This is a genomic window from Arthrobacter sp. SD1074B, from assembly GCF_056780195.1.
In genome coordinates this window covers 1982376-2006262 of sequence record NZ_JBRAZT010000001.1, presented here as the reverse complement: position 1 = coordinate 2006262, position 23887 = coordinate 1982376, and the positions used below count along the sequence as shown (strand labels likewise).

Sequence of the window (23887 nt, the reverse complement as noted above, 5' to 3'; positions counted from 1 at the left end):
GGACGCCGTCGGCCCTCAGGGGCCGGTCACGCGACGGCCGAGTAGGCCACGACGCCGCGTTTGACCAGCGTGATCGCATCGCCGCAGAGCCGGGCAACCCGCGGTTCCAGGCCGGGGATTTTGGCCAGCTGGTCAAGCAGGTCAATGACCTGCTTGACCCAGCGGACAAAGTCGCCGGCGGCCAGGTCAGTGCCGCTGAGCACTTCCTGGAGGTGGCGGCCCTTGGCCCACTTGAAGATCGGCCAGACGAGGCCGAGTTCCGGCTCGCCGGTCAGCGGCAGCTTGCTTGCTTCCTCGACGTCCTCCAGGGCCGACCATTCGCGGACCACGATGTCGACGGCGGACTCCAGCGAGACGCTCGGCATCTTGGGCCGCAGGCCGCGGTCCTCGCGTTTGGCCTGGTAGACCAGCACGCTGGCCAGGGCTGCGATTTCGGCGGCATCGAGGTCGCTGAAGGCACCCAGCCGGAGGGCCTGGGAAATCAGCAGGTCCTTTTCCCCGTAGATCCGGCGCAACCGCTGGCCGTCCGGGCTGATCGAGAGCGTTCCGGCGTCCGAGGTTTCGAGGTAGCCGTACGTGGAGAGGACCCCGCAAACCCGGTCGAAAGTCTTGGCGATGGTGTTGGTTCGCCCCTGGATCTGGCGGATCAGGCCGTCGGTTTCCTGGCGGAGCTTCCACCAGCGCTCGGCCCAGCGGGCGTGGTCCTCGCGTTCGCTGCAACCGTGGCAGGGGTGTGCCCTCAGCTCCCGGCGCAGTTCCGCGATCTTCTTCTCCATGTTCGGTAGGGCGGCGGCCCGGCCGAAGTCCTCGTTCCGGTTCGGCGGGGCCGGTGGCCGGCTCTCGCGGATGGCGTTGCGGACCGAGGAGGCCAGGTCGCGGCGGGACTTCGGCACCTTGGCGTTGAAGGATTTGGGGATCCGGACCCGGGTGATCGGGGCCAGCGGGCCCTCGACGTCGTGCAGTCCGATCCGGCGCAGCTGGTTGTCCAGGGTCATCACCGCCGGCCGCGGTTCGCGGGAATGGTGGTCCGAACTGAGCACGACGGCGAGGCCGGGTGCCCGGCCCGACGGCACGTCCACGACGTCGCCGGGCAGCAGCCGGCTCAGGGAGTCCTCGGTCAGCGACTTGCGGGCCCGGGAGGTGCCCTTCGCGGCGGTGTTCTCCGCGTCCGAGAGTTCCCGGCGCAGCCGTGCGTATTCGGTGAAGTCGCCCAGGTGGCAGGTCATCGCCTTGCTGAACCCGGCGAGGGATTCCTCCCGGCTGCGGACCTGCTTTGCCAGTCCGACGACGGAACGGTCCGCCTGGAACTGGGCGAAGGAGGACTCGAGGATTTCACGGGCGCGGGGCCGGCCGAACTGCGCCACGAGGTTGATGGACATGTTATAGGTGGGCCGGAAGCTGGAGTTCAGCGGGTACGTCCGCCGGGAGGCGAGGCCCGCGACCGCTGCCGGATCGGTGCCCGGCTGCCACAACACAACGGCGTGTCCCTCGACGTCGATGCCGCGGCGGCCCGCCCGCCCGGTCAGCTGGGTGTACTCCCCCGCAGTGATGTTGACGTGCGCCTCGCCGTTGAACTTGTCGAGCTTCTCCAGCACCACGCAGCGCGCGGGCATGTTGACGCCAAGCGCAAGGGTCTCGGTGGCGAACACGGCCTTGACCAGTCCGTCCACGAACAGCTTTTCCACGACTTCCTTGAAGGTGGGCAGCATGCCGGCGTGGTGCGCGGCCAGGCCGCGGAGCAGCCCGTCGCGCCAGCTCCAGAAGCCCAGGACGTCCAGGTCGTCGGCGGGGATGTCCTGTGCCGCCTCGTCGACCCGCCGGGCAATGATGAGCTGCTCCTGTTCCGTGGTCAGCCAGAGCCCGGCGGAGACGCACTGCGCAACGGCGGCGTCGCAGCCGGCGCGCGAAAAAATGAACGTGATGGCCGGCAGCAGGTCCATCCGGTCCAGGCTGGCGATAACCTGCGGGCGGCTGGCTTTCCGGACAGGGCTGCGCTGGCCGCCCTGCGGCGTCTCGTCCCGCTGGCCGCCGCGCCGGTTGCGCTGGTTGCGCCCGCCGTGGCCGAAGCGGCCGCGGAAGTTCATCTGGCTTTCGGCGCGGGCCATCGAGAGCAGTTCCGGGTTGACCTCGTATCCGGCGCGTTCGGTGATCGCTGTGACACCGCCGGCGCCTGCACCGGCGGTGTCCGCGGTGGCGGCCACGTTGTCCTGGCCCGCGGGCGCGATCTCGTCGAAGCTGGTGTCGCCGGCGAACAGGTCAACAATCTTGCGCCCCACCATGACGTGCTGCCACAGCGGGACAGGGCGGTGTTCGGAGACGATCACGTCGGTCTGGCCGCGGACGGTGTCCAGCCAGGCGCCGAATTCCTCGGCATTGGAGACCGTGGCGCTGAGCGACGCGACCTGGACCTCGCTGGGCAGGTGGATGATGACTTCCTCCCACACGGCGCCGCGGAAACGGTCGGCGAGGTAGTGGACTTCATCCATTACCACGTAGCCGAGGTCATCCAGCGTGTCCGAGTCGGCGTAAAGCATGTTGCGGAGCACCTCGGTGGTCATCACCACCACCGGCGCCTCGCCGTTGATGCTGGTGTCGCCGGTCAGCAGGCCCACCTGGGCCGCGCCGTACTTTTCCGCCAGCTCGCTGTACTTCTGGTTGCTCAGTGCCTTGATCGGCGTCGTATAAAACGCTTTCAGGCCCCGCTGGAGTGCCAGGTAGATGGCGAACTCGCCCACGATCGTTTTTCCGGCGCCCGTCGGGGCTGCCACCAGCACCCCGCGTCCCGCCTGCAGGGACAGGCACGCCTCACGCTGGAAGGGATCGAGGTCGAACGCGAGCGAACGGGTGAATCCGCCCAGGTAGGTTTTGGCTTCTGCGGCCCGCTCGGCGCTGGCACGGTAGCGCTCGGACGGGGACTCCGGCCCGGGTAGTGACGACATGCATCCAGCCTAGTGTGCGGAGCGCTAGAGATTCTCCAGCTCGGAGCTGGGAGTCGCCTGGTCCGCGGTGGCTTCGGTCTCGGCGGCGACCTTGGCGGCGCGCTTCTCCCGCCGGCGGTCGTTGAGCAGGCAGAGTCCGATCGCGGTGAAGAACAGCACCAGCATGGGCACGGCCAGGTAGAACATGCTCATCGCGTCGGCGCCCGGCGCGGCCATGGCGGCAAAGAGGCAGACCAGGAACACGGTAATCCGCCAGCTCCTGAGCAGCTGCTGGCCCTTGACCAGCCCGGCCAGGTTCAGCCCGAACAGGACCACCGGCAACAGGAAGGCGATTCCGAAGGCGAGCAGCAGGCGCAGCACAAAGGACAGGTAGACCTGGGCGCTGATGAAGTTGGAGCCGCCGGAGGGGGTGAAGTCGGTGAGCACGCGTACCGCGTTGGGCAGCACCAGCCAGGCCAGCAGCACGCCGCCGACAAACAGGGGCACGGCGGCGGCCACGAAGGAGAGCGCCAGACGCCGCTCCTTCTTGTGCAGGCCGGGCACGATGAATGCCCAGAGCTGGTAGAGCCAAACGGGGCTGGCGACGATCAGGCCGAGGAACACGGACACCTGGATCATCAGGTCGAAGGAGCTCGCAACGCCGTCGAAGTTCAGCGAGGCCTGCCGGCCCTCATGTTCGTTCAGGTCGCGGATCGGCTTGATCAGCGCCGCAAGCATCGGCTGGTAGACGAGGAAGCCGACCACGGTCCCCAGCACGACGGCGATCGCCGACTTAAAGAGCCGGTTGCGCAGCTCTTTGAGGTGATCGAGAAGGGCCATCCGGCCCTCGGGGTTCGATCGGCGGCTCATGGTTACTGCCATGTGGTTCTAGGCGCGGTTCGGCGGCGGAACGTCGGTTCCCTCGCCCGGGCGGCTCTCGGTGCCGGTGGAGCGGGGGTGGTTCACGACTTTGCCTTCCACGGCATCGGAATCGGCCTGCGCCTCGGGCGTGCCGTCCTTTTTCATTTCGCGGACCTCGGATTTGAAAATCCGCATCGACTGGCCCAGACTGCGGGCCATGCCCGGCAGCTTCGGCGCGGCGAAAAGCACCAGTGCCAGGACGATGATGATGATGAGATGCCAGCCTTCAAGCCTCATGCCGGGTGGTCCTTTCGTTTGAATACATCCTATGTCTAACGGAGATCGATGTCGCGCAGCGCCTGGGGCTGGCCACGTTCCGTTTTACGCCGGATCCGGCGTAACCGCCGGGCTTCCTGCCGGGCAACTTTGGATGCATGGTAATCATGTCGCATCGACGCGGGCGGGGCAAAAACCGCCGAACCCGGGACCGCGGACGGCCCCGGTCCTTCCCCCGCGTCGTCGCCGTCCGAGCCTACGTCGCCGACGTGAACAACCGCTGAACCGGAGGTAAGCGGCGGGGATGCGAGGGTTGAAAAACGCTCCCCCGCTTCCCCGAGTTCCTTGACAGTGGCCATGAACTGCCGGTACAGCCGGACGCCGAGCACGCCGAAGAACAACAGGGACAACGCGACGAGCGCTATCCAGATTACGATCCAGGACCACCAAGGCATGCTGATCAGTCTAGCTGGCGGGCCGGGTGGTCCTCGTACCGGGCCAGGGCGGCGTCGAGCCAGTCCCTGGCGGCAGCCGCGAGCTCCGGCGGCTGCAGGATGCGCACGGCCCCGCCGTGCTGGGCGACGAACATCGGCAGCCAGGCGGCACTGCCGAAACGGATTTCCGCGAGGACGTGGCCCTGGGGAAGCGCCGCGGTCCGCTCGGCGTAGTAGTCATCCGCGAGCCCGGCACCCTGCCTGGTCAGCTCGACCACCACCACGGCGTCGTCGTCGTTGGGAGTGAAGAGCTTGACCGGGAAACCGTCGGCAGGGTTGGCGGCCGAGGAGACCGGGTGCCCGTTTGGCTGCAGGCTTTGGATCCGGTCCAGCCGGAAATTGCGCAGGCCCTGCGCGGAGTGGCAGTACGCCTCGAGATACCAGGTGCTGTCGAGCGAGTAGAGCCGTTGCGGGTCGATGTCGCGTTCGGTGACGGCGTCCCGCTGCGGCGACAGGTAGCTCAGCCGCAACTGCGCGCCGGCCCGGATCGCCTTACGTGCGGTCTCAAGGGTGCCGGAGTCTTCCGGCGCCACCTCCGGGCCGGACACTGCTGCGGCCTTGAGGCCTTCCTCGCCGGCGGCGGCCATCAGCTTCAGGGTGACGGACTCCAGGGTGCCGCCCTCGGCGAGTCCGGGCAGGCCGTTGAGGGCCTCCAGTCCGGTGAGCAGGGCGCACGCCTCGTCGACGCTGAACCGGATCGGTCGTTTCAGGTCCAGGTCCTCGAAGATGTAGACGTGGTCGTCGTCCCACCGGATGTCCAGCAAATCGTCCGGGTAGCCCTCGGGCAGCCCGGAGCAGATCAGAATGCGCAGGTCGTCTTCGAGCTCCCTGCGCGTGATGCCGAAGCGCGCGGCGACCTCGCTGATGTGCAGGCCCTGGTTGTGCACCAGGAACGGGACCAGCTGCAGCATGCGCTTGAGCTGGTCTTCGGAGGTGCGTTTCCGCGGACGCTTCGCCGGAGCCGCGTTCGGAAACTCGACCGGCGGCTCCGGGACCGCGGCGAAGGCGGCAGCGGCGGCCAGCCGCCTGCGGACGGCGGCGTGCAGCCCGGAGGGCGCCACGACGACGGCCTTCGCGCCGTAGGAGGCCAACTCCTCGGCAAGGGTTTCCGCGTCGCGGTACGGCACGCTGAGCCGGTCGAAACCGGCGGGGGCGGGTGCTGCGGCGGGCGCTGTGTTGCCCGTGCCGCCGTCGGGCTCGGCACGCTTGCGAAGGCCCAGCAGCGCGCCGTGGGCGACGTCGATGACCGCGTGCCGGACCGGCAGTTCGGGCAGCGCGGCGAGCTGCTCGCGGACGTTGAAGGACGACGGCGGGGTGAAGGTCTCCTGGTCCAGCACGGTGACGGCGGAGGTGAACCGTGAGAGCCGGAAGAACCGCTTGTCGCTGCGGGCACGGTCATGGCCGACGAGGTACCACTGCCCGAAGCGGCTGCCCAGCCCCCAGGGCTCGACCGTCCGCGTCTGCTCCTGTCCGGTGCTGGAGGCCAGGTAGCTGAAGCTGACCGGGTGCTGGGCGTGGATGGCGGAGACGAGGTCCTCGAAAGCCTGACCGGCCGGCCGGATGCGCGGCTGGACGCCCGCCGGAAGCTCCGCGTCCTGCAGGCCGCCGGCGGCCTGCAGCTTGCGCACGGCGTCACGGGCGGCGGAACCGAGGGCGGCCTGCTCCCAGAGCTGCGCCGCGAGGATCAGGACGGTGCACTCTGCCGGGGTGAGGCTGACGTCCGGGAGCCGGTTGGACTCCTTGCCGATCCGGTACCGCGTGGTTGCCGGGTCGTCGGAGCCCCAGCCTTGGTCCGTGACGGTCTCCACGTCGAAGCCGAACTGGCGGAGCTCGCCCTTGTCCCGCTCGAACATGCGGCCGAAGGCGGCCTCTGAGCTGGTGGTGTCGTGGTAGACCTTCTGCCGCAGTTCGCTGCGGCGCAGACCATATTTGGTGTTGAGCAGCGCGATGAGCAGGTTCAGGAGGCGTTCAGTACGTGAGGCGGACACTCCGCAAGGGTACTAAAGTCCCCGCCCCCACAACGCAGAAAGCGCGGCAACAGCCGGAAGAACTTTCCGATTGTTACCGCGCTCCCCCGCGCGCTGCCCGAGGGCCGGCAGGTGGGCGGGTGGTGGGCCCTTAGCGGACGGCGACGAGGTCGACGACGAAGATCAGGGCCTCGTTGGGGCCGATCGCTCCGCCGGCGCCGCGGGCGCCGTAAGCCATTTCCGAGGGAATCTCCAGCCGGCGGCGGCCGCCGACCTTCATGCCCAGCAGCCCCTGGTCCCAGCCCTGGATGACCTGGCCGACGCCGACCCGGAAGTCCAGGGGCGCGCCGCGGCCCCAGGAGGCGTCGAACTCTTCGCCGGTGGACCAGGCCACGCCCACGTAGTGGGTGGAGACGGTATCGCCGGCCTTGGCCTCTGCGCCGTCACCCTCGATCAGGTCGGTGATGACGAGTTCGCTAGGTACGTCGCCCTCGGGGAAGTCAATTTCCGGCTTCTGGCGGTCGAGGTTGCGCTGTCCAAATGACATGGTTGCTCCTTCTTGGGTGGCTTGCTGAAACTGGGGTGTTTACTTGACGCCGAGGATATCTACGACGAAGACGAGGTCGCCCTTGGCGTCGCCCTGACCCTTGTCGCCGTAGGCGAGGTCCTTGGGAATCACCAGGAGGACACGGGAACCGACGGTCTTGCCGGCGAGGCCCTGGGTCCAGCCCTTGATAACGCCGTTCAGCGGGAACGTGGCCTTCTTGCCGCTGTCGAAGCTGGAATCGAAGACCTTGCCGCCGGCCAGCGTGACGCCGACGTAGTTGACGGTGACGGTGTCGGTTTCCTTGACCGCCTGGCCCTTGCCCTTGATCAGTTCCTGGGAGATGAGTGCCTTGGGTGCGGCGACGCCCTTGACCGAGATGACCGGAACGCCCTTGTCGTTTTCGGTCACGGTGGGCAGGCCGGCCGGCGGGGTCACGGCGTCGCCTTCGGGCTTGTCCAGGACCTTGGGGGCGTCCTTGGCGGCGAGGATCTTGATGACCAGCAGCTGCGAGGGCTGGGCGGCGCCGCCCTCGGCGCTGGCGGCCTTGCCCGGGACGGCCAGGGCAAGCTGGGAACCCACCTTGGCGCCGACGAAGGCGTTGTAGATGACGGCGCTGCCGGACTTGAGCTCATCGTTCAGCTCGAGCTTCTCCGGGTCCTTGGCGAAGGTGTCCTCGAGGGTGGAGCCGTCCTTGCCGTTGAAGGCGACGATGGAGATGTCCGCGACCTGGTTGGCCTTGACGCGGTCGCCCTCGCCTTCCTTCACCACCTTGATGGTGGGGTCCTTGACCTCGAGCGGCTTCGTGAATTCAACGCCGGGCGCCTTCTTGTCGCCGTTCTCGGTCAGTTTCAGGGAGTCCAGCTTTGCGGTCTCACCGGCGGACTGGCTGGTGGGCTCCGGGGCGGCAGGCTCGCCGCCACCGCAAGCGGTGAGCAGCAGCAGTCCGGGGAGGAGAATTGCTAATAGTCGGCGCACGTAAGAACTTTCGTCGGGGCAGGATGGACGCTTCGCCGGACGGTTGCCAGCGGCAAAGCATGCGGTGCCCATGAAACGGCACCTCCCCCAGAATAACGCGGAAAGCTGGGTATCAGCCCATAGAGTCCAGCAGGGCGTCCACCCGGTCGTCCACGCTGCGGAAGGGATCCTTGCACAGGATGGTCTGGTGCGCGCGGTCGTTGAGCTTCAAATGCACCCAGTCAACCGTGTAGTCCCGGCCCAGTTCCTGGGCCCGCCGGACGAAGTCGCCGCGCAGTTTGGCCCGGGTGGTCTGCGGCGGAGCGTCGACGGCGTCCTTGACGGCGGTGTCATCGACGACGCGGCGGGCCGCGCCGCGGGACTGAAGCAGGTAGAACAGCCCGCGGCTGCGTGAAATGTCGTGGTAGGTGAGGTCCAGCTGTGCGATCCGCGGGGCGTCCAGATCCAGGCCGTGCCGCTCACGGTAATTGTCCATCAGCTTCTTCTTGATGGCCCAGTCCACTTCGGTGTCGATGGTGGCCGTGTTTCCGCTTTCAATCGCGTCCAGAGTGCGTTCCCAGAGGTCCAGAATGAGCGGCACGTGCGCGTTGTGGGCTCCGCGGTCGGCCACGAATTCGGTCACCTTGTTCAGGTACTCGCGCTGGATCTCCAGGGCGGTGAGCTGCCGGCCGTTAGCAAGGCGCACCAGCGCGCGGCCGCTGAGGTCGTGGGAGATCTCGCGGATGCTGCGGATCGGGTTCTCCATCCGCATGTCGCGCATGATCACGCCGGCCTCGATCATCCGAAGGATCAGGTCCACGGTCCCGACCTTGAGCAGCGCCGTGGTCTCGGACATGTTCGAGTCCCCGACGATCACGTGCAGGCGGCGGTAGAACTCGGCGTCGGCGTGCGGTTCGTCGCGGGTGTTGATGATGGGCCGGGACCGGGTCGTGGCGGAGGAGACCCCCTCCCAAATGTGGTCCGCGCGCTGGGAGAACGCGAAGGTGGCGCCGTGCGGTGTCTTCAGGATTTTTCCCGCTCCGGCGATCAACTGGCGGGTCACCAGGAACGGGATCAGGATTTCAGCCAGCCTGGAGAACTCCCCGCGACGCGGTATCAGGTAGTTTTCGTGGCTGCCGTAGGAGTTGCCCGCCGAGTCGGTGTTGTTCTTGAACAGGTACACTGTGCCGTTGAACCCCTCGGCTGCAAGGCGTTCCTGGGCCTCGTCCACAAGGTCATCCAGGATCAGTTCGCCGGCCCGGTCATGGGCGATCAGCTGCGCGAGGTCGTCGCACTCGGCCGTGGCGTACTCGGGGTGCGAACCGACGTCGAGGTAGAGCCGGGACCCGTTGGTGAGGAACACGTTGGAGGACCTCCCCCAGCTGACCACTTTGCGGAAGAGGTAACGGGCCACCTCCTCCGGCGCCAGCGGGCGGGATTCCGGGCTGGAATAGGAAATTCCGAACTCGGTTTCGATTCCGAAGATGCGCTTGTCCATTTCAGTTCTCCTCAGCCAGCAGTGCCTCGACGTCGGCGTCGTCGAGGCGGCGGAAGGCGCGGCGGGTGCCGCGGCTGCTTTCGGAGCCGCGGTCCAGCACGGCCACTTCCACGGCCGACGCCGGCAGCTCGTCGGTTTCCTTGTCCGCTATCAGTCCGGCCATGGCCAGCCGGATGGCCCCGGCGAAATCCAGTTCGCCGCGCCAGCCTGCAGCGACCGCCTCGGACACCTTGTCCGCCTGGCCGCCCATCACGATAAAGCCGTGTTCATCGGCGATCGACCCGTCGAAGGTCAGCCGGTACAGGTGGTCCGATTCCTGGCTGGACCCCACTTCGGTCACTGCCAGTTCCACTTCGAAGGGTTTCTGCTCCGCGGTGAACACCGCGCCGAGGCTTTGCGCGTAGACGCTGGCCAGTCCGCGGGCCGTGACGTCTTCGCGGTCGTAGGAGTAGCCGCGGACGTCCGCGTACCGCACCCCGGCCTGGCGCAGGCTCTCAAACTCGTTGTATTTGCCGACCGCGGCGAACGCGATCTTGTCGTAGATCTCGCCGATTTTGTGCAGCGACGGCGACGGGTTCTCCGCCACCAGCGCAATCCCGTCCCGGCAGCTGATGACCACCACGGAACGTCCCCGCGCGATGCCTTTCCGGGCGAAGTCCGCCCGGTCTTTCATCAGCTGTTCGGGTGAAACATAGAACTGCTGCGTCATCTCAGGCCTCCCGCTGGGCCACGGCCCGTGACTCGATGATGGCGCCGGCAACCGCGGCAAGTTCGCGCTCCGGAACCCTGACAGCACCGGAGCGGCTCACAGTGTAGACCACCGGCCACAGCTGCCGGACCGGGTCCGGGCCGCCCGTGGCAGAGTCGTCGTCAGCCGCGTCATACAGCGCTTCCACGGCCACCTGGACGGCGTCCGCCTCGGAGAGGTTGGGCCGCCACAGTTTCTTCAGCGCGCCGCGGGCAAACATGGAGCCTGAACCCACGGTGTGGTGTTCCTGCTCCTCGTAGCGGCCGCCGGTGACATCGTAGGAAAACAGCCGGCCGACGCCCGCGGGCCGGTCGAATCCGGCGAACAGCGGGATGACGGCGAGGCCCTGCATTGCCATCGGCAGGTTTCCGCGGATCATGGCCCCCAGCCGGTTGGCCTTGCCGTCCAGACTCAGCTGGGTGCCTTCGATTTTTTCGTAGTGTTCCAGTTCCACCTGGAACAGCCGGGTGATGTCCAGCGCGATGCCGGCGGTGCCGGCGATGCCCAGGACCGAGAACTGGTCCGCGGGGAACACCTTCTCGATGTGCCGGCTGGCGATCACGTTGCCCATGGTCGCACGGCGGTCCCCCGCCATCAGCACTCCCCCGGCGTACGTCATGGCCACGATGGTGGTCGCGTGCGGGGTCTGGAGCGGCGCGGCGGCCGCCCCCGGGGGCAAGCCGTGGTGGAGGGCGTTGTACGGCAGCAGTTCGGGCCGTGAGCGCTGCAGGTGCTCGGTAAATGAGGATGTCGCGTTCGCTGCTACCTGGTTGGCTGATGTTTCCTGCACTGGTGCACTCCCTCAACGTAGTGGATCAACGACTTCCGGCGTTCAGCCCTGTGGATGCGCAGTTCCGGTCCTCCCTCGGCAGTAACCCGGCCCGTCGGGCTACTGGCCGCCCTTCTGGACGAAAGCCCGGACGAACTCCTCGGCGTTGGATTCCAGGACGCCGTCGATCTCATCGAGCAGGTCGTCCACGCCCTGGGTCGCGGCCGACGCCTGCGCCTCGGGTGCCGCGGGAGGCGCGGGGATGTCTTCCTCGACCTCGGTGTCGCGGGACTGCGGCTGCTGCTGCTCCTGGCCTGCCATTGTTTTCTCCTTCTATCCCACTGGTTAATCCCACTGGCTGTCCCATGCTGCTCAGGACTTCCTCTAAGCCATATTGCCACGCCCGGACCCCGCGCGGGGGGTCTTTGGGCCTACGAACCGGGCGGCAGCCCCAGCAGCTCCGCCAGGAACGGCCCGGCCTCCCGGTGCCGGGCGAACAGGCCCCCGGTCAGGGCCTCCGTCCCGCGCAACGGTTCGCGGGTAGGCACCCGCTGCAGCTTGCCGCGGCCGGGCAGGTCAAAGATCACCGAGTCCCAGCTCGCGCCCACAAGATCGGTGCCGAAGCGGCTGACGCAGCGGCCGCGGAAGAACGCCCTGGTGTCCGACGGCGGTTCGGTCACTGCCCGGGCGATCGCTTCGTCGTCGACGATCCGCTGCATCCGGTCGCGGGCCAGCAGCCGGTGGTAGAGGCCCTTCTCGGGGCGGATGTCGGCCCACTGCAGGTCCACCAGCCCCAGCCGCGCATCGGACCATTCCAGCCCGTCGCGCTGGCGGTAGCCTTCGAGCAGGGAGAGTTTGGCGAGCCATTCCACGGTCGACGCGGCGGCCGCCCGGTCGCTGTCCAGCTCGGTCAGCGTCGCGGACCAGCGCTCCAGCACGGCGTGGGTGTGCCCGTCGCCGTCGACGGCGTCCGCCACGCCGGTGTCCTGCGCGAGCTTGGCGGCGGCCTCGAAGTACATCCACTGCAGGTCCAGGGCGGTGACGCGGCGCCCGTCGAGCAGGCGCAGCGTCGCAGTGAGCGAGGTGTCGTGGCTGACCGCCTGCAGGGCGGCCACCGGTTCGTGGACCTCGACGCGCGGCGCCAGGCCCGCTTCGATCAGGCTCAGGACCATGGCGGTGCTGCCGAACTTCAGGAAGTTCGCGCCCTGGCTGAGGTTCGCGTCGCCGATGATGACGTGCAGCCGGCGGTACTTGTCGGCGGTGGCGTGCGGTTCGTCCCGGGTGTTGATGATGGGTCGCCGGATGGTGGTTTCGAGTCCCACTTCGGTTTCGAAGAAGTCCGCCCGCTGGCTGATCTGGTAGCCGGGCCGGGAACTGTCCTGGCCCAGGCCGACGCGGCCGGCGCCGCACATGATCTGGCGGGTGATGAAAAACGGTGTCAGCCCCCGGGCTATCTCACCGAACGGAACCGAGCGGGGCATCAGGTAGTTCTCGTGCGAGCCGTACGAGACGGATTTGTTGTCCGTGTTGTTCTTGTACAGGTTGATCGGCGGCAGGTCCGGGTCAGCGGCCAGCCGGCGGACCGCGGCCAGCGCCACGAGGTCCCCCGCGGCGTCCCAGGTGACGGCGTCGCGCGGGTTGGTCACTTCCGGGCTGGAGTATTCCGGGTGGGCGTGGTCCACGTAGAGCCGGGCGCCGTTGCCCAGCACCATGTTCATCAGCAGCGAGCCGGACTCGTCCTCGCCGTCGTGGTCCAGTTCCGCCCGGCCGTAGGCAAGGGCGATCGCTTCCGCGTCCAGCACCGGCGGCCGGTCGGTGAGCTGTTCCGGTTCGGCCGCGCTGCGCTCCAGGGTCCAGCCGCGGGCGTCGTGCAGCGGTTCTTCGTCGGTGTAGTCCCAGCGGGTCTCTGCGCCGCCGGCGGCGCGCTGCCGGGTCACCTGGGCGTAGGCCTGGATCACCCGGGCCGACATCATGGTGGCGTTCGCCCCCGGCGCGGAGGGCGCATGGATGCCGTATTCGGTTTCCGAGCCCATCACCCGCATGGCGCCGCCGGCGGGCAGGCCTCCGGACACCGCTGCGGGACCCGCGGTCACAGGTACTGGCCCGTGCTGGGCATCGTCTCGATGGACTTCCCGGGCTCCTGGCCGGCCTTGCCTTGGACGATGGTGCGGATGTATGTGATGCGTTCGCCCTTCTTGCCCGAAATCCGGGCCCAGTCGTCCGGGTTGGTGGTGTTGGGCATGTCCTCATGCTCCCGGAACTCGTCGATCACGGCGCGGAGCAGATGGTCGATGCGCAGGCCCTTCTGCCCGGTGGTGAGCAGGTCCTTGATGGCGGACTTCTTGGCGCGGTCCACCACGTTCTGGACCACGGCCCCGGAGTTGAAGTCCTTGAAGTAGAGCATTTCGGTGTCGCCGTTGGCGTAGGTGACCTCAAGGTACTCGTTGGACTTCTCGGTGGAGTACATGGCCTCCACGGTGCGCTGGATCATGGCGTCCACCGTTGCCTGGATGTCGCCGTTGTGCTCGGCCAGGTCCTGCTCGTGGAAGGGCAGGTCCGTGGTGATGTACTTGTTGAAGATGTCCGCCGCGGCTTCGGCGTCGGGGCGCTGGATTTTGACCTTGACGTCCAGCCGGCCCGGCCGCAGGATGGCCGGATCGATCATGTCTTCCCGGTTGGAGGCGCCGATCACGATCACGTTGTCCAGCCGCTCCACGCCGTCGATCTCGCTGAGGAGCTGCGGCACGATGGTGGTCTCGACGTCGGAGGAAATGCCGGTTCCGCGGGTGCGGAACAGCGAGTCCATCTCGTCGAAGAACACCACCACCGGGCTGCCCTCGGAGGCTTTTTCGCGCGCCCGGGCAAAGATCAGCCGGATGTGCCGCTCGGTCTCCCCGACGTACTTGTCCAGGAGCTCGGGCCCCTTGATGTTCAGGAAGTAGCTCTTCATGTCCGTCTTGCCGGCGCGCTCGGCGGCCCGGGCGGCCAGCGAGTTGGCCACGGCTTTGGCGATCAGGGTCTTGCCGCAGCCCGGCGGCCCGTAGAGCAGGATGCCCTTGGGCGCCTTGAGGCCGTGCTCCCGGTACAGGTCCGGATGCAGGAACGGCAGTTCGACGGCGTCACGGATCTGTTCGATCTGTGGTCCCAGCCCGCCGATGTCCTGGTAGGTGATGTCCGGGACCTCTTCAAGGACGAGGTTTTCGACTTCGGAGCGCGGGATCTTCTCCAGCGCGTAGCCGGTGCGGCTGTCGATCGAGAGGGCGTCCCCCACCCGCAGTTTCTGCGCCAGCAGTGCGCCGGAGAGCCGGATGACCCGCTCCTCATCGGCGCGGCCCACCACCAGGGCACGGTCTGATCCCAGCATTTCCTTGAGCGTGACCAGGTCGCCGGCCCGTTCGTAACCGAGGCCGGCCACCACCAGCAGCGCCTCGTTGAGCAGGACTTCCTGCCCGACGGCGAGCTGGCTAATGTTCACCAGCGGGCTGACGCCCACCCGCATTTTGCGGCCGGCGTTGAAGATGTCCACGGACTCTTCGGTGGCGGCCTGCCCGCTGTTACCCGGTTCCGGGTGGCGCCTCGGGTTCAGCTGCAGGATTGTGCCGAAGCTGTACGGCGGCTGGCCCTCCTGGTCCAGGGCATTCTTCAGCCGCAGGATCTCGGCCTTGGCCGTTTCCAGCATCCCGACGAGCTTGGAGTTGTTCTGCGTGGCCGCGGCCAGCTGGCGGTCGATATGGCGGAGCTTGTCGCGCAGGATATTCACCTGGCGCTCGGCGACGGACAGCTCATTGGCGGCGTAGCCGTCGACGTCGGCCGCGCGCTCCGCCCGTCCGTCGGCCGCAGCCGCCTGGGCCTCATCCTCCGCCGGCGTCCGGCCGTGGTCGTTGTTCGGAGTCTCCATCATGCATCAGCCCCTTCAGTACTTCTATTAAGACCATAGCCCCAAGTCGGCGGGTGCTGCCGAAGACTTCCGAAATACGGACTAGTTCGTAACGTCGGGGGTGTCCTTAACGTTGGTGCCGGCGATCGCGTCGCGGGCGGCCCGGCGCAGTTTCTTGTCCGAGACGGCGCGTTCGCCGACGGCGCCGGGGGTCCAGGCGTTGACGTCTGCGGCGTCGAATTCAGTCTTGGACGGCCGGCGCTTCACCGAGATGCCGGTGACGCCGTCGGCCAGCCGCCGGGTGACGAGCAGGAATCCGGTGTGGGCGACCATCCGGTGGTCGGGGCGGACGGCGAGGCCCTCAAGGTGCCAGCCGCGGACCATGGATTCCCAGGCGTCGGGCTCGGTGAAGCGGCCGTCGGCGCGGATGGCCTCGGCGGTCCGGGACAGCTGGGTGACGGTCGCGACGTAGTTGATCCACACGCCGCCCGGGGCGAGCACGGTGGCAACGGCGTCGAGGCATTCCCAGGGGGCGAGCATGTCCAGGACCACCCGGTCCACGGAGCCGGGAGCCTCGGTCCGCACGACTTCCTCCTGGAAGTCGCCCAAGCTGATCTGCCACGCCGGGTGCGGGCCGCCGAAGATCGTTTCGACGTTGCCGCGGGCGATGTCGGCGAATTCCTCACGCCTTTCGAACGAGTGCAGGTAGCCGTTGTCCCCCACCGCCCGCAGCAGCGAGATGGACAGCGCGCCGGACCCGACGCCGGCTTCGACGACGCGGGCGCCCGGGAAAATGTCCGCCATGGTGACGATCTGGCCGGCATCCTTGGGGTACACGACTGCCGCGCCGCGGGGCATCGAGAGCACGAAGTCCGAGAGCAGCGGACGCAGGGTCTGGTACTGCTGGCCGACGTTGTTGACCACCACGGAGCCGTCCGGTTTGCCGATGATTTCGTCGTGGTTGAGGAAACCGCGGTGCGTGTGGAACGCCCCGCCGGCCTCAAGGCTGATGGTGTTCATCCGGCCGCGTTCGTCGGTGAGCTGTACCCGCTCGCCTTCGCGGAACGGTCCGCGACGCCGGTTCGCGCCGGTCGGCGCGGTGGCGGGCGCAGTGCCTGTGGCCGGGCCGGTGGCAACGGCGGGCGCCGCAGAACTGCCCGTGGCTGTGCCTTCCGCGGCTGAACTGTCCCCGCTGGGGGTGGCGCTGGCGGCAGTGTCGCTGCTCATGAGATGTTCCTCGCTCCTGTAAAGCTGTGGTGGCCGCGGATGTGCGGCTGGCCCCGGCCCGCGTCGTTGGGCCGGGTAATTCACGACCGGCAGGTAACTCTACCGGCTCTGGTCCTGATTCCGGCTCCCGCCGCCGGCCTGTGAACCGGCGTTGCCGCGCGGCTGCTTCCCGGTCAGGGCGTTGAGCACGGTCAGCTGGCGCAGCAGGCCCGTGACGGTTCCGGCATCGTTGACCACCGCGTAGTCCGAGCCTTCGAGCTGGGCGAGGTAGGCCAGCAGATCCCCGCCGCGGTCGGCCTCCTTGACGTAGGCGCCTGCGGCGAGCGGGTAAGAAACGGCGGTCGCCGGTGTCGCGGCGGCCAGCGCGGCGGGAACGTCCGCCGCGGCGGCCTCGTCGACGACGGCGGACGGCCGTTGATCCTGGCCGTAGAGCACGACGGCGGGAACCCCGCGCGGTGAGTGCCGCAGCACGTCCAGGACGGTGGCGGTGTCCGGCAGTCCTACCGCCGCCTCGGCGAGGGCTGCGGCGTCGACCAGGTGCAGCCGGCTCCGGTAGCGGGCCTGCTGGATTGAGGCGCTGGCACCCATCCAGAGGAAACTGCCCACCAGGAGGGTGATCAGCATGAGCGAGGTGTCCGGCCGGTTGCCGCTGAGCAAGGGCAGGGCCACGAACCAGACGGCGAGGGCGATCACGATGATCCTGCCGGCCCAGCCTGCCGCGATCGTGCCCTTCTCGTGGCTGCCGGTGGCCTTCCAGACAGCGGATTCCACCAGCCGGCCGCCGTCCAGCGGCAACCCGGGGAGCACGTTGAAGATGCCGATCAGCAGGTTGGCCCAGACGAAGATGTTCGCCAGGGTGTCCGCTACGCCCTCGAGTTGCCCGCCGGAGATCAGCAGCCAGCCGCCGGCCGCGAGGATCAGGTTGGCGGCGGGGCCCGCGAGGGCCACCAGCACGGACCGGCCAGGCGAGGCGGTGAACTCTTCAAACTGGGTGTGGCCGCCCCACAGGTTGAGGACGATCTTTTGGGTAGGCCAGTGGTAGAGCCTGGCGGTGAGCGCGTGGGCAAGCTCGTGGACCAGCACGGAGATCAGCAGCAGCACCGAGTAGGCGAACGCCACGAGGTAGGCGGCGGCGCCCAGCCGGGGGTCGTTGTGGGCCAGCACCGGGCCGTAGGCAATGACGGTGAACGCCGCGATGGCGAACCACGAATAGGCCAGCACCACGGGGATGCCGCCGATCCGGCCCAGCGGAATCCCGCCGCGGAGCGAAAACGGACGCTCCTCCGGCTGTTGCTGCGGTCGTCGTGCCGCCGGCTCAGTCAAGGACCCGCCCTCCAGTGCCTGCGGCCTGTGCCAGGCCCGCGCCGGTCGGTTCGTGCCGGAGCGCGATGAGTCCTTCAAGGTCCGCAACGGTGCGCCCGGCCAGGGTGTCCCAGGTCGCGCGCCGTGGATCGTCCGGCAGCGGGACGATGTGCGGGATGGCGACTGTGAGGACGCCGGAGGCAACGGCCGCGGCAACGCCGGGGGCAGAGTCCTCGAGCGCCACACAGTGCCGGTGGTCCAGCTCGGGGTCCTGCTGTTGCAGGAGTTCAACGGCTTTCAGGTATGCCTCGGGGTGCGGCTTGCCCTGCGTGACCGTGTCACCGGTGACCAGGAACTCGAAATACGGTTTGGGCAGGCTGGCGACGATTTCGCGGGCCAGCGGCGCTTCGGACATGGTGACCAGGGCGCAGCGGATGCCTGCCGTGTGCAGCTCGTCCAGCAACTCACGTGCCCCGGGGCGCCACGGCACGGACTCCCGGACCAGGCTGACGACATGCCCGGTGAGGGTGTCGATGATTTCGCGTACTTCCAGCGCCACGCCGGCTTCCTGCAGGATGCCGGCCGAGTAGACCAGCGACTGGCCAACGAGCTGCAGGGCCTTCTCATGCGACCACTGTCCGCCGTGCGCGGCCACGAGGGCGTGTTCGGCTTCAATCCAGTAGCGTTCGGTGTCCACGATGGTGCCGTCCATGTCCCATAACGCGGCTTTGAGCAGGGGCTGGGAGGCTGTGGATCGCATGTCCCTCAGTCTACGGTGCGGGCCCGGTGAGGCATCCAAAGCTACGCCGATGGCGAATTTCCGGGTACTCGGGGCGGTTCCCTTCCTGCGCGCGCCCGTGACTTGGACGTAGGGTGAACACATGAATAGCTTCGAGCCAGACACCACGGAAACGGGCGCCGCGCCCGAGCCGGAGCGGCTGCTGCAGCCCGTGCCCGAAGGCCAGCGCATCACCGTGATGCTTGCCGCCTTCGAAGGCTGGAACGACGCCGGCGAAGCCGCGAGCGATGCGCTGCGCTACCTGAACAAGCTTTGGGGCGGCAAGAAGGTCGGCTCGATCGACGCCGACGAGTACTACGACTTCCAGTTCACCCGCCCCACGATCCGCCGTACGGCGTCCGGTGAGCGGAAGATCAAGTGGCCCTCCACCCGGATCTTCAAGGCCAGCGTGCCGGGTTCCAACGTGGATGTCATCTTCGTCCAGGGAACCGAGCCGTCCTACAAGTGGCGCGCCTATACGGCTGAGCTGCTAGTGCACGCGGAGGCGTTGAAGGTGGACTACGTGATCCTGGTCGGAGCGTTGCTGGCGGACGTGCCGCACAGCCGCCCCATCCCGGTCAGTGCCTCAACCGACGACGCCGCGCTGCGGCAGCGGATGGACCTGGAGGCCTCCCAGTACGAGGGGCCCGTGGGGATTGTGGGGGTCCTCGCCGAGGTGGCCCTGCTGGCCGGACTGCCCACGGTCTCGCTCTGGGCCGCCGTCCCGCATTACGTGGCCCAGGCGCCCTCGCCCAAGGCGCAACTGGCCCTGCTGAACCGGATCGAAGAGCTCTTGCAGGTTCCGCTGGACACGCAGGAACTGGTGGAGGACGCGGACGCGTGGGAACGCGGTGTGGACGAACTCGCCACCGAGGACCCGGAGATCGCCGCCTACGTCCGGCAGCTCGAGGAAGCCAAGGACACCGCCGACCTGCCCGAGGCCAGCGGCGAGTCAATCGCCCGCGAGTTCGAGCGCTACCTCAAGCGCCGCGGCAAGGACAAACCCTAGGGCTGCCACCCGGGGAACGCACGCGCGCTGGCGCGACGCAAAAGCGCTGGCGACACCCGAATTCGGATGTCGCCAGCGCTTTTGCGTCGCCTGCCTGGTGGCGGACCGCCGGGCAGCGCCTAGAGTTCGACGCCGAGCAACGCGTCGACGGCGTCGCTCACCAGTGCCGCGTCAGCGGCGGAAGGGGCTGCGGAACCGTCAGCTGATCCGTCCGCCAGGGCCGCGGCGGCCCAGGCGTCCACGGCGGCGAGGGCACGCGGGGCGTTGAGGTCCTCTGAGAGCGAGGCCCGCAGCGCTGCGACGAGCGGACCTGCGGATCCTGCCGGGGCGGCCTGCAGGGCGGCCCGCCACGTGCGAAGCCGGACTTTGGCCTCGGCGAAGCCCTCCTCGGTCCAGGACCAGTCGGTGCGGTAGTGGTGGGCCAGGATCGCCAGCCGGATCGCGCCGGGTTCCTCACCGGCGGCGCGCAGCTTGGAGACGAGGACGAGGTTGCCCTTGGACTTGCTCATCTTTTCGCCCTCGAGCCCCACCATCCCCGCGTGCGCGAAATGCTTGGCCAGCGGCACGCCGGTCAGCGAGTACGCGTGCCCTGCGCCCATCTCGTGGTGCGGGAAAACCAAGTCTGAACCGCCGCCCTGCACGGTGAATGGTGCGGGCAGGTACTTTTGCGCGATCACGGTGCATTCGATGTGCCAGCCGGGGCGCCCCTCCCCCAATTCTCCGCCGGACCAGCTGGGCTCACCCTCCCGGGCCACCCGCCAAAGCAGCGGGTCCAAAGCCTGGCGCTTCCCGGCCCGGCCGGGGTCACCGCCGCGCTCGGCGAACAGTTCCAGCATCTCGGCGTCCGAGAGCCCGGAGATAGAACCCAGCGTCCAGGCATCCCGTGCCTCGGCCGAATGCTTTCCGGCCGCCTCGACGTCGTAGTAGACATCGCCGTCGGGTTCGCCGGCGGTTCCGGACACCCGGTAGGCCAGCCCCCGCCGCAGGAGGGACTCGATCGCCGGCACGATCAGCGGGATGGCCTCGACGGCGCCCACATAGTTGTCCGGGGCCAGCACGTTGAGCGCTTCCATATCCGTCTGGAACAGCTCGATCTGGCTCGCGGCGAGCTCGCGCCAATCCACGCCGGTCGCCGTCGCACGCTCCAGCAGGGGGTCATCGACGTCGGTCACGTTCTGCACGTACGCAACCCGCTGGCGCCCGTCGCGCCACGCCCGGTTGAGCAGATCGAAGGCGACGTAGCTGGCCGCGTGGCCCATGTGCGTGGCGTCATACGGGGTGATGCCGCAAACGTACATGGACTGCTCCCCCGTCGCTTCAAGGGTGACGAGGCCGCCTTTGGCAGTATCAAAAAGGCGAAGCGCAGGCATGCTGCCCGGGAGCTGGGGAACAGGGCGGGAGGTCCAGGATTTCACAACCCAAGCCTAGTGCTAGGCGCTGATGACATTGAAACCGAGCAGCAGGTACAGCGCCAGGCCCAGGAAGATGCGGTACCAGACGAAGAGCCGGTAGCTGCGGGTGGACACGTACTTAAGGAACCAGCCGATGATGAAGTAGCCCACCACGAAAGCAATGGCGGTGGCCAGGCCGGTCTCGGGCAGGCCGTAGGGGCCGGTGATCCCGTCCTTGGAGACCACCTTGTACAGCTGGTACAGGCCGCTGCCGAACACGGCAGGGATCGCGAGCAGGAACGAGTAGCGGGCGGCGGCCTCACGGGTGTATCCCATCAGCAGGCCGGCGGTGATGGTGCCGCCGGAGCGGGACACCCCGGGGATGAGGGCCATCGCCTGGGCGAGCCCGTAGAGGATGCCGTGCTTGTAGCTGAGTTTGGTCAGGTCGCGTTCCTGGCGGCCGACGGCGTCGGCGACGGCGAGGATCATGCCGAAGAGGATCAGCGTGGTGGCGACGATCCACAGGCTGCGGAGGACCGATTCGATCTGGTCCTGGAAGAGCAGGCCAAGGGCGATGATCGGCAGGCTGCCCAGGATCACCAGCCAGCCCATCCGGGCGTCCGGGTCCTGGCGGGATACCTTGCCGGTGAGCGAGCCGAACCATGCCCGGACAATCCGGACAATGTCGCGCCAGAAGTAGACAATCACCGCAGTTTCCGTACCCAGCTGGGTGATGGCGGTGAACGCGGCCCCGGGGTCGGCCGCGTTCGGCAGGAACGCCCCCACAATCCGCAGATGGGCGCTTGAGGAAATCGGGAGGAATTCTGTCAGTCCCTGCACAAGGCCCAGAAAGGCCGCTTCTAACCAGTTCACGTATATAGACCCTACGTTATGGAGGTTCCGAAGCATCGTAAGCTTGCAGGCATGCAGCAGCGTTATGTCGGCAACAGTGGGTTGCGTGTCTCGTCCCTTTCCCTTGGCACCATGTCGTGGGCCGGTGAGACCGACGAACAAGATGCCGCCGGGCTGCTCCGGGCGTTCGTCGACGGCGGCGGCACGCTGATCGACGCCGCGGCGTCGTATGCCGGCGGCGGGGCCGAGGTCATGCTCGGCGGAATGCTGGGCGACGTCGTCGCCCGCTCCGAAGTGGTGATCTCCACAAAAGCCGGCCTGACGACGTCGGGAGGGCGGCGCAGCGTCGACACGTCCCGCAACGGGATGCTCTCCGGTCTGGACGCCAGCCTGGCCCGGCTCGGCACCGACTACGTGGACCTCTGGTTCGCGCAGTCCTGGGACCCCAACGTGCCGCTGGAGGAAACGCTGTCCGCCTTGGACTTTGCTGTCCGCTCCGGCCGGGCACGCTACGCCGGAGTCTCCAACTTCAACGGCTGGCAGACCGCCAAGGCCGCCGCGGTGGCGGGCTTTCCATTGGTCGCCTGCCAGGCCGAGTACTCGTTGCTGCAGCGCAAGGCCGAGGACGAACTGATCCCGGCCATTGAAGATGCAGGGCTGGGCCTGATGGCGTGGGGCCCGCTGGGACGGGGCGTCCTGACCGGCAAGTACCGAGGCCACATCCCCGCCGACTCCCGGGCCGCGCAGCAAAAACTGGCCGGCTACGTGGAGCCCTATCTCGAGGGGGCTGCCTCCAGCGTGGTCGAGGCGGTGGCGATGGCGGCCAAGGGGCTTGGCCGCACCGCCCTGGACGTCTCCCTGAGCTGGCTGCTGTCCCAGCATGGGGTGGCTACGGCAGTGGTGGGTGCCCGGACACCCGTCCAGCTCAAGGAAATCATGGACGCGGTGCTGGCGCCGCTGCCGCCCGAGATCGCCACGGCGCTTGAGGACGTCTCCAGCCCGGCCTGATCGCGGCGCCAACTTTTCGGCGGTTTCCGGGCGGACTCCCGGGTTGTGGCCCTAATCTGGGGCCATGAACCTGCAGAACCTCGCGATCACGACCGGTGTCGTGCCCGTGGTCCTCTACATCGTGGCGGCGGCGGTCCTGGCCTGGCTGGTCTGGGGCCACCGCCGGCATCTGAGGCGGCGGGTTCCGGCCGCAGCCCTGGCCGCAGTGGTTCTCACCGGCCTGGTGTGGCTGCTCACCGAGCGGGTCTGGAACGTCTGGGGCTCGCCCTTGCCGAAGCGGGTCTACGCCTATGCCGGCATCGGCATCCTGGCCTTGCTCCTGGTGGTGCCGAAAATCCGGGACCTGCGCCGGCTGCCGGCGCGCGTCGCCGTGCTGCCCGCAGCGCTCGTCGTCGTCCTGGCCTCGGGGTCGCTGATCAACCAAAACTTCGAGTACTATCCCACCCTGGGTTCCGTCTTCGGCGATACGGGTGTCAAAATTGAGACCCTGGACCAGTTCAAGAGCCAGGAACGCCGGGATCCGCAGCCGAACCAGGCAGACCCACCAACCACCTTGTCGACCTGGAGCGCGCCGGCGGGCATGCCGGGGACGGGAACCGTGGTCCGTGCGGTGATTCCCGCGCCGGTCTCCCACGAGGTTTCCTCTGCGGCCTTTGTGTATCTCCCCCCGGCGTACCTGGCCAGCCCCCGGGCCGACCTGCCGGTCCTGGTCCTCATCCACGGTGTCCCGGGCGAGCCCTCCAACTGGCTGCGCAACGGCCGGATCGCCCAGTTCATGGACGATTACGCCTCCTCGCACAAGGGCCTGGCGCCGATCGTGGTGATGCCCGACGCCGGCGGGAGGGGCGCCAACTACCCGCCGCTGTGCCTGAACAGCAAGCAGGGCCAGGCCGGCACCTACCTGAGCCAGGACGTGCCGAACTGGGTCAAGGCGACGTTCGGGGCAGGCCGGCACTCCAGCAGCCAGTGGGCGGTGGGGGGCTTCTCCTACGGCGGGACCTGCGCCCTGCAGCTGGCCACTAATTACCCGGAGGTGTATCCCACCTTCATCGACAGTTCCGGCGAAAACCAGCCAACCATCAGGCAGGGCCATCAGGTGCTCCTGCAGGAATACTTTGGCGGCAGCGCCGCCGACTTCAAGAAGCAGAACGCCCTCGACGTGATCAAGACCCGCGCTTACCCTGGCACCGCCGGGATCATCTCCGTCGGCGCCGCGGATACGTTCTACCGGCCCCAGGGCCTGCAGGTCTACCAAGCCATGAAGAGTGCCGGCATCAACGTCCAGTTCCAGGAGGCACCCGGCGGACACGCCTGGACGGCATGGAAATACGGCGTCGAGAAGAACATGGACTGGCTCATGGGCCGCCTGGGCGTGACCGGCTAAGCACCCACGGGGCCCGGATCCGGCGGC

Annotated in this window: 21 protein-coding genes; 3 read left to right on the top strand and 18 right to left on the bottom strand. The window is 68.0% G+C overall.

From position 1 onward, the window contains the following. Positions 1-26 precede the first annotated feature (26 nt). From ACUYM2_RS09280 to ACUYM2_RS09205, 16 genes are all read right to left on the bottom strand, one after another. Positions 27-2939, bottom strand: a complete 2913-nt coding sequence (locus tag ACUYM2_RS09280) for a DEAD/DEAH box helicase (RefSeq protein ID WP_481599805.1) — start codon at positions 2937-2939, stop codon at positions 27-29. A 24-nt stretch (positions 2940-2963) separates the two neighbouring features. After that, complete coding sequence (gene tatC, locus ACUYM2_RS09275; protein ID WP_481601455.1) at positions 2964-3758, bottom strand: twin-arginine translocase subunit TatC; 795 nt, start codon at positions 3756-3758, stop codon at positions 2964-2966. A 48-nt stretch (positions 3759-3806) separates the two neighbouring features. Next, the gene (tatA, locus tag ACUYM2_RS09270) at positions 3807-4076 is read right to left on the bottom strand and encodes a Sec-independent protein translocase subunit TatA (protein WP_346958073.1); all 270 of its coding nucleotides are present in this window, start codon (positions 4074-4076) and stop codon (positions 3807-3809) included. Positions 4077-4111: 35 nt separating this feature from the next. Then, positions 4112-4510, bottom strand: coding sequence for a hypothetical protein (locus ACUYM2_RS09265; protein ID WP_481599804.1), 399 nt, complete (start codon positions 4508-4510; stop codon positions 4112-4114). 5 nt (positions 4511-4515) lie between these two features. Next, positions 4516-6537 (bottom strand): helix-turn-helix transcriptional regulator, encoded by a 2022-nt coding sequence (locus ACUYM2_RS09260; protein WP_481599803.1) that lies wholly within the window; start codon positions 6535-6537, stop codon positions 4516-4518. A 130-nt stretch (positions 6538-6667) separates the two neighbouring features. Continuing rightward, a complete protein-coding gene (locus tag ACUYM2_RS09255; RefSeq protein ID WP_481599802.1) occupies positions 6668-7063 on the bottom strand; it encodes an FKBP-type peptidyl-prolyl cis-trans isomerase in 396 nt (131 codons plus the stop codon). A 39-nt stretch (positions 7064-7102) separates the two neighbouring features. Beyond that, complete coding sequence (locus tag ACUYM2_RS09250) at positions 7103-8038, bottom strand: FKBP-type peptidyl-prolyl cis-trans isomerase (protein WP_481599801.1); 936 nt, start codon at positions 8036-8038, stop codon at positions 7103-7105. A 112-nt stretch (positions 8039-8150) separates the two neighbouring features. Then, entirely contained in the window at positions 8151-9515 is a 1365-nt protein-coding gene (pafA, locus tag ACUYM2_RS09245; RefSeq protein WP_481599800.1) for a Pup--protein ligase, read from the bottom strand. A gap of 1 nt (position 9516) precedes the next feature. Then, entirely contained in the window at positions 9517-10224 is a 708-nt protein-coding gene (gene prcA, locus ACUYM2_RS09240; RefSeq protein WP_481599799.1) for a proteasome subunit alpha, read from the bottom strand. A 1-nt stretch (position 10225) separates the two neighbouring features. Further along, complete coding sequence (gene prcB / locus ACUYM2_RS09235) at positions 10226-11053, bottom strand: proteasome subunit beta (RefSeq protein WP_481599798.1); 828 nt, start codon at positions 11051-11053, stop codon at positions 10226-10228. 99 nt (positions 11054-11152) lie between these two features. Beyond that, entirely contained in the window at positions 11153-11353 is a 201-nt protein-coding gene (locus tag ACUYM2_RS09230) for a ubiquitin-like protein Pup (protein ID WP_146337557.1), read from the bottom strand. Positions 11354-11463: 110 nt separating this feature from the next. Continuing rightward, the gene (gene dop / locus ACUYM2_RS09225; RefSeq protein WP_481601454.1) at positions 11464-13074 is read right to left on the bottom strand and encodes a depupylase/deamidase Dop; all 1611 of its coding nucleotides are present in this window, start codon (positions 13072-13074) and stop codon (positions 11464-11466) included. Positions 13075-13121: 47 nt separating this feature from the next. Then, a complete protein-coding gene (arc, locus tag ACUYM2_RS09220; protein WP_481601453.1) occupies positions 13122-14930 on the bottom strand; it encodes a proteasome ATPase in 1809 nt (602 codons plus the stop codon). Between the two features lie 81 nt (positions 14931-15011). After that, a complete protein-coding gene (locus ACUYM2_RS09215; RefSeq protein ID WP_481599797.1) occupies positions 15012-16136 on the bottom strand; it encodes a tRNA (adenine-N1)-methyltransferase in 1125 nt (374 codons plus the stop codon). Positions 16137-16235: 99 nt separating this feature from the next. Then, a complete protein-coding gene (locus tag ACUYM2_RS09210; protein ID WP_481599796.1) occupies positions 16236-17459 on the bottom strand; it encodes a site-2 protease family protein in 1224 nt (407 codons plus the stop codon). After that, positions 17452-18198, bottom strand: a complete 747-nt coding sequence (locus tag ACUYM2_RS09205; RefSeq protein ID WP_481599795.1) for an HAD family hydrolase — start codon at positions 18196-18198, stop codon at positions 17452-17454. Before ACUYM2_RS09205 ends, ACUYM2_RS09210 begins: the two co-directional genes overlap by 8 nt. A 121-nt stretch (positions 18199-18319) precedes the next feature. On the opposite strand from ACUYM2_RS09205, the gene ACUYM2_RS09200 reads away from it, so the two are divergent. Beyond that, complete coding sequence (locus tag ACUYM2_RS09200) at positions 18320-19225, top strand: PAC2 family protein (protein ID WP_481599794.1); 906 nt, start codon at positions 18320-18322, stop codon at positions 19223-19225. Positions 19226-19344: 119 nt separating this feature from the next. Here the strand turns inward: ACUYM2_RS09200 and mshC are convergent, their stop codons facing one another. Then, the gene (gene mshC, locus ACUYM2_RS09195) at positions 19345-20640 is read right to left on the bottom strand and encodes a cysteine--1-D-myo-inosityl 2-amino-2-deoxy-alpha-D-glucopyranoside ligase (RefSeq protein ID WP_481599793.1); all 1296 of its coding nucleotides are present in this window, start codon (positions 20638-20640) and stop codon (positions 19345-19347) included. A 15-nt stretch (positions 20641-20655) separates the two neighbouring features. Then, the gene (locus ACUYM2_RS09190; protein WP_481599792.1) at positions 20656-21489 is read right to left on the bottom strand and encodes an undecaprenyl-diphosphate phosphatase; all 834 of its coding nucleotides are present in this window, start codon (positions 21487-21489) and stop codon (positions 20656-20658) included. A 51-nt stretch (positions 21490-21540) separates the two neighbouring features. Between ACUYM2_RS09190 and ACUYM2_RS09185 the strand changes: the two genes are divergently transcribed. Then, the gene (locus ACUYM2_RS09185) at positions 21541-22476 is read left to right on the top strand and encodes an aldo/keto reductase (RefSeq protein ID WP_481599791.1); all 936 of its coding nucleotides are present in this window, start codon (positions 21541-21543) and stop codon (positions 22474-22476) included. Between the two features lie 64 nt (positions 22477-22540). Continuing rightward, positions 22541-23860, top strand: a complete 1320-nt coding sequence (locus ACUYM2_RS09180) for an alpha/beta hydrolase (RefSeq protein ID WP_481599790.1) — start codon at positions 22541-22543, stop codon at positions 23858-23860. Positions 23861-23887: the final 27 nt, after the last annotated feature.

Bases quoted from the DNA above. Each gene is read 5' to 3' on its own strand.
- ACUYM2_RS09255 (WP_481599802.1), bottom strand. From the start codon at position 7,063: ATGTCATTTGGACAGCGCAACCTCGACCGCCAGAAGCCGGAAATTGAC.
- ACUYM2_RS09280 (WP_481599805.1), bottom strand. From the start codon at position 2,939: ATGTCGTCACTACCCGGGCCGGAGTCCCCGTCCGAGCGCTACCGTGCC.
- pafA (WP_481599800.1), bottom strand. From the start codon at position 9,515: ATGGACAAGCGCATCTTCGGAATCGAAACCGAGTTCGGAATTTCCTAT.
- ACUYM2_RS09180 (WP_481599790.1), top strand. From the start codon at position 22,541: ATGAACCTGCAGAACCTCGCGATCACGACCGGTGTCGTGCCCGTGGTC.
- ACUYM2_RS09265 (WP_481599804.1), bottom strand. From the start codon at position 4,510: ATGCCTTGGTGGTCCTGGATCGTAATCTGGATAGCGCTCGTCGCGTTG.
- ACUYM2_RS09185 (WP_481599791.1), top strand. From the start codon at position 21,541: ATGCAGCAGCGTTATGTCGGCAACAGTGGGTTGCGTGTCTCGTCCCTT.
- tatC (WP_481601455.1), bottom strand. From the start codon at position 3,758: ATGGCCCTTCTCGATCACCTCAAAGAGCTGCGCAACCGGCTCTTTAAG.
- prcA (WP_481599799.1), bottom strand. From the start codon at position 10,224: ATGACGCAGCAGTTCTATGTTTCACCCGAACAGCTGATGAAAGACCGG.
- ACUYM2_RS09200 (WP_481599794.1), top strand. From the start codon at position 18,320: ATGAATAGCTTCGAGCCAGACACCACGGAAACGGGCGCCGCGCCCGAG.
- ACUYM2_RS09215 (WP_481599797.1), bottom strand. From the start codon at position 16,136: ATGAGCAGCGACACTGCCGCCAGCGCCACCCCCAGCGGGGACAGTTCA.
- ACUYM2_RS09205 (WP_481599795.1), bottom strand. From the start codon at position 18,198: ATGCGATCCACAGCCTCCCAGCCCCTGCTCAAAGCCGCGTTATGGGAC.
- ACUYM2_RS09230 (WP_146337557.1), bottom strand. From the start codon at position 11,353: ATGGCAGGCCAGGAGCAGCAGCAGCCGCAGTCCCGCGACACCGAGGTC.
- tatA (WP_346958073.1), bottom strand. From the start codon at position 4,076: ATGAGGCTTGAAGGCTGGCATCTCATCATCATCATCGTCCTGGCACTG.
- arc (WP_481601453.1), bottom strand. From the start codon at position 14,930: ATGGAGACTCCGAACAACGACCACGGCCGGACGCCGGCGGAGGATGAG.
- dop (WP_481601454.1), bottom strand. From the start codon at position 13,074: ATGCGGGTGATGGGCTCGGAAACCGAATACGGCATCCATGCGCCCTCC.